The sequence below is a fragment of the Clostridium sp. DL1XJH146 genome, assembly GCF_054819755.1.
In genome coordinates this window covers 1-4130 of record NZ_JBTVVN010000084.1, presented here as the reverse complement: position 1 = coordinate 4130, position 4130 = coordinate 1, and the positions used below count along the sequence as shown (strand labels likewise).

Annotated in this window: 5 protein-coding genes and 1 pseudogene; all 6 read left to right on the top strand. The window is 32.7% G+C overall.

Annotation, left to right across the window (positions count from 1 at the left end; all coding sequences use genetic code 11):
- The first annotated feature begins 266 nt into the window (after window positions 1-266).
- Window positions 267-824 carry a sigma-70 family RNA polymerase sigma factor gene (locus ACVHXK_RS18540; protein ID WP_461207895.1) on the top strand — a complete coding sequence of 186 codons (558 nt, stop codon included), beginning with the start codon at window positions 267-269 and terminating at the stop codon, window positions 822-824.
- A 134-nt stretch (window positions 825-958) separates the two neighbouring features.
- Window positions 959-1108: a YvrJ family protein gene (locus ACVHXK_RS18535; protein ID WP_461207894.1), complete on the top strand. Its 150-nt coding sequence runs from the start codon at window positions 959-961 to the stop codon at window positions 1106-1108.
- Window positions 1109-1394: 286 nt separating this feature from the next.
- Window positions 1395-2087 carry a peptidoglycan recognition protein family protein gene (locus tag ACVHXK_RS18530; protein WP_461207893.1) on the top strand — a complete coding sequence of 231 codons (693 nt, stop codon included), beginning with the start codon at window positions 1395-1397 and terminating at the stop codon, window positions 2085-2087.
- 134 nt (window positions 2088-2221) lie between these two features.
- Window positions 2222-2356: a hypothetical protein gene (locus ACVHXK_RS18525; RefSeq protein WP_461207892.1), complete on the top strand. Its 135-nt coding sequence runs from the start codon at window positions 2222-2224 to the stop codon at window positions 2354-2356.
- Between the two features lie 203 nt (window positions 2357-2559).
- The gene (locus ACVHXK_RS18520) at window positions 2560-3921 is read left to right on the top strand and encodes an RNA-binding domain-containing protein (RefSeq protein WP_461207891.1); all 1362 of its coding nucleotides are present in this window, start codon (window positions 2560-2562) and stop codon (window positions 3919-3921) included.
- A gap of 53 nt (window positions 3922-3974) precedes the next feature.
- Window positions 3975-4130, top strand: a pseudogene (locus ACVHXK_RS18515) (phospholipase D-like domain-containing protein); the annotation flags it as partial.

Genomic DNA, 4130 nt, shown 5'->3' with positions numbered 1-4130 from the left:
GGACAATTTGCAATGTTCAATTTGCAATTTGCAATTACTTGGATAATTTGCAATGTTCAATTTGCAATTTGCAATTATGGATGATTTTGCGGAGCAAAATCTTTAATCTTATTGAATTAATTAAAGATTCTCGACCAAAGGGAGAGAATCATCCTTAATTGTGCATTGTGCATTGTGCATTGTGCACTGTGCATTGTGCACTGTGCATTGTGCATTGTGCACTAAAGATTTATACTTTGCATTTGAATTTAAAAAGGGGATTTTAAATGGAGCGTTTAGTTTTTAAGGGAGTTACTTTAGAGGAAATTATTTTAAGAGCTAAAGATGGGGATGAAGAAGCAATTCAATTTATTTTAGATAAATATAGACCTTTGATTTTAAAATTAGCAGGAAAGTACACTATACCTAGTTATGATTTTGAGGATGTTGTGCAATACGGTTATTTGACATTAATTAAGGCTATAAAAATGTATAAAGTAGGGAGCAATTCATTTAATGGCTATGCTATAAGGGCTATTAGAAATAATATTATGGATCTGTTTAAAAGACATATTAGGATATATAGTGAGGTTCCCAATAATGAAGTGCTAAACATTTGCGTGGATAATAGTTTGTCTATTGAGGACAATATCATCGCTGGGGAAGAGATTAAAAGGTTGTATAAGGGCTTAGATGAGCTTTCTAAAGAAGATAGAAAAATTATTAATGAACATTATTTTGAGGGGAAAACCATGAAGAGCATAGCTGATGAAAATAAGATAAAGTACAGAAAACTCATCAAAGAAAAGAACAGAATCATTAAAAAATTGAAGAAACTTACCTAAATGTGCGTGGCACCAAAGACACAAAAAGGTGCCTGGCACAAAATAGATAAAAAGTGTCTGGCACCGAAAATTCCATATATATATAAGAGAATAGCAGTGACTGTTATTTTGACAGTACCAAAGGAGGTAATCCGATGTATCAAGATTTTATTAACTTGATTTCAACAGTAGGATTCCCAATTGTAGTAAGTTTCTATTTGCTTGTTCGCTTTGAGAAGAAGATTGAGGAGTTAACTCAGGTTCTGACAGAGCTAAAGGAAGTAGTTACTCGAGAGAGTTTATAGTTTAACTAAAAATTTGTACTAGTCCAAAACTCATGAGAATATTGAGATTTTGTACAAGTACAAATTAAGTTGAATTAAATAAACTCCTAACTGTTATTGAGGAAAAGGAAAGGTAAGTTTAACTTGCCTTTCTTTTTTTACGCAAAATTAGGGGAATAATAAAAAAACTACATATATATAGGTAAAGACAATGCACGATGAACAATGCACAATGCACAATTAAATTCAAGGTCAAAAGATTAAAACCAATTAGTAATTGTGGGTGATTATGTTTTAAAAAAAGGTGGTGATAGATTTGAATATTACGGATACACATCTAAAGTTTAACGGTAATTTTAGTAAAGGGAATAGCCCTAAATTTATTGTTCTTCATCATGCAGCTATTAGTGAATGCACTATTGAAGACATTAATTCTTGGCACAAAGCTAGAGGATGGGCGGGCTGCGGGTATCATTATTTTATTACTAAGGATGGGGAAGTGTTTAGAGGTAGGGATGATGATGTTATTGGAGCTCATTGTAAAAATCATAATAAAAATTCACTAGGTATTTGCCTAGAAGGAAATTTTATGAATGAGGAGCTAACAGAAATCCAGAAAGATAAATTACAGGAGCTTTGCAGAGAGTTGGTGATTAAATACAACATAAAAAGTATAAGTGGACATAGAGAATTGGGGCCAACAGAGTGTCCAGGAGATAATTTTCCACTAGATGAAATCAGAAAAGGAATAATGAAAAACATTCCAGAAAATCAGAATAAATACTGCGGATATTTACTTAAAATCAATCCACATAAATACGATGAAGAAGTAAAAAAAGTTCAAGAAAAACTTATAGAACTTGGATATGGAGTAGGGGTATATGGTGCTGATGGGTACTTTGGCAATTATACATATTTAGCTGTGCTTCATTTTCAACAAGAATACCACTTACTAGTGGATGGAATAGTTGGGCCGGAGACTTGGAAAGTTCTTTTTTGAAAGACTATGTCAAAGAAGCTGTTACTGATATTGTACTTTAGATGATGGGAGACCTCTTTTAGAGGTTTTGCTAAAAGTTTAATAAACAAATATGTATTGATGATAAAGACCAGTCCTTATATGGGGGCTGGTCTTTGGTTTGTGTAAAAATAGATAAAAGAGTTATATCCAATATGGATAATAATGGTTTACAAAAGATGAAATGTAATTGTAAAAATGGCAACACCCTCGAGGGTCATGAACAATTTGTTAATGATTCACAAATTTAAGAAGCAATTCTAAAAAAATAAATTAAAACCCTAAATACTTCAGCCTCACAACTTTGAGACTGAATTATTTTTATATACACATCTATTTGAATCACCCCTCATATTAATAAATTGTTATTTGCCCCTGGGGGTCTTTGTGAGGAGATGCGGGCGACGAACTTGTTAGTAGTAAATTTTTGTAATAATATGTCATACGATTTTCCTTGAGAGCGATCACTTTTTGTGATACTATTGTGTTAGAAATGATAGTAGATGATAGAAGGGGTGATATTATGGATTTGTATGAAAGTGAAACAGTTGAATTAAAAGAAATCTATACTTTTGGTTTAAAGAAAGAAATTGTTGCTTTTGCAAATACAAACGGTGGAATAATTTATATTGGAGTGCGAGATAGTGGAGAAGTTATTGGTGTTGATAACGCTGACTTTGTAATGCAACAAATTTCTAATTCCCTAAGAGATAGTATTCGACCTGATATTTCTATGTTTACTAATATTGAGTTATTACAGGAAGAAAAAAAGTTTTTTATTAAATTAACCGTTACCCAAGGTACAAAAAAGCCTTATTATCTATCAGATAAAGGACTTAAACCAACAGGTGTATATGTTAGAAGTGGAACAACATCTTCCCCAGCATCTGAAGATGCTATCCGTATGATGATAAAAATGACAGATGGTGATTCATTTGAGACGAATCGTTCTATGGTTCAGGAGCTGACTTTTAATAGATTAGAAGAAGAATTAAAAAAAAGAGGTTTAGAATTTACAGAAGTTCAAATGAGAAATTTAGGTATCCTTTCTTCTGATGATATTTACACCAATATGGGGTTACTTGTTTCAGATAAATGTAAACACTCTATCAAATTTGCGATTTTTCAAGGCACAGATAAGCTAGTATTTAAAGATAGAAAAGAGTTTACAGGTTCCTTGTTTGCTCAGCTTGTAGATGCTTATAAAACCATTGATTTTTATAATGGAACAAAAGCAACCTTTCATGAGTTACTTCGTGCAGATGAGAGAGATTATCCGGAAGATGCTGTTCGTGAAGCATTGCTTAATGCTATCGTTCACAGGGAATATTCCTTTAGTGGGAGCACATTTATAAATCTTTACTCTGATCGTTTAGAAATTATCTCTTTAGGCGGACTGGTATCTGGTCTGTCATTAGAGGCAGCTATGCTTGGAGCATCACAACCTAGAAATGAAAAACTTGCAGCCCTATTCTATAGAATGAAGCTAATTGAGGCTTATGGCACTGGTATTAGCAAGATAATCAGTTGCTACAAAGGTCTAACTGTACAGCCTAAGTTCAAAAATGTAGAAGGGGCATTTCAAGTAGTGCTACCTAACAGACATGCACGAGAATTAAGTGCAGAAAATGAAAAGTATTTACCAATACTTAGATTGTTTGAAAAGCAAAAGGAAATCACAAGAAGTGATGTTGAAGAAGCTTTGGGGAGTGGTACGACTCATGCAATTAATACGCTTAAAGAAATGCTTGATAAAGGTTTGATTAGTAAGGTAGGAAATGGTAGACTGACTAGATATATAGAAAGCAACCAATAAATGAATTCCTAATGCGATCCATTTATTGGTAACACCCTCGAGGGTCATGAACAATTACTTCTAGGGACTGGATTAATGATATTTTATCTATAGTATCTCAGATTAATAATGAAGTGTTTTCTTTAAAAGATGTTTATAAGTTTGAGAATATTTTAAGTATGGCACATCCTAAAAATAATAATATTAAAGCAAAGATAAGGCAGCAGCTT

Coding starts and splice junctions, on each gene's coding strand:
- ACVHXK_RS18540 (WP_461207895.1), top strand. CDS start 267: ATGGAGCGTTTAGTTTTTAAGGGAGTTACTTTAGAGGAAATTATTTTA.
- ACVHXK_RS18535 (WP_461207894.1), top strand. CDS start 959: ATGTATCAAGATTTTATTAACTTGATTTCAACAGTAGGATTCCCAATT.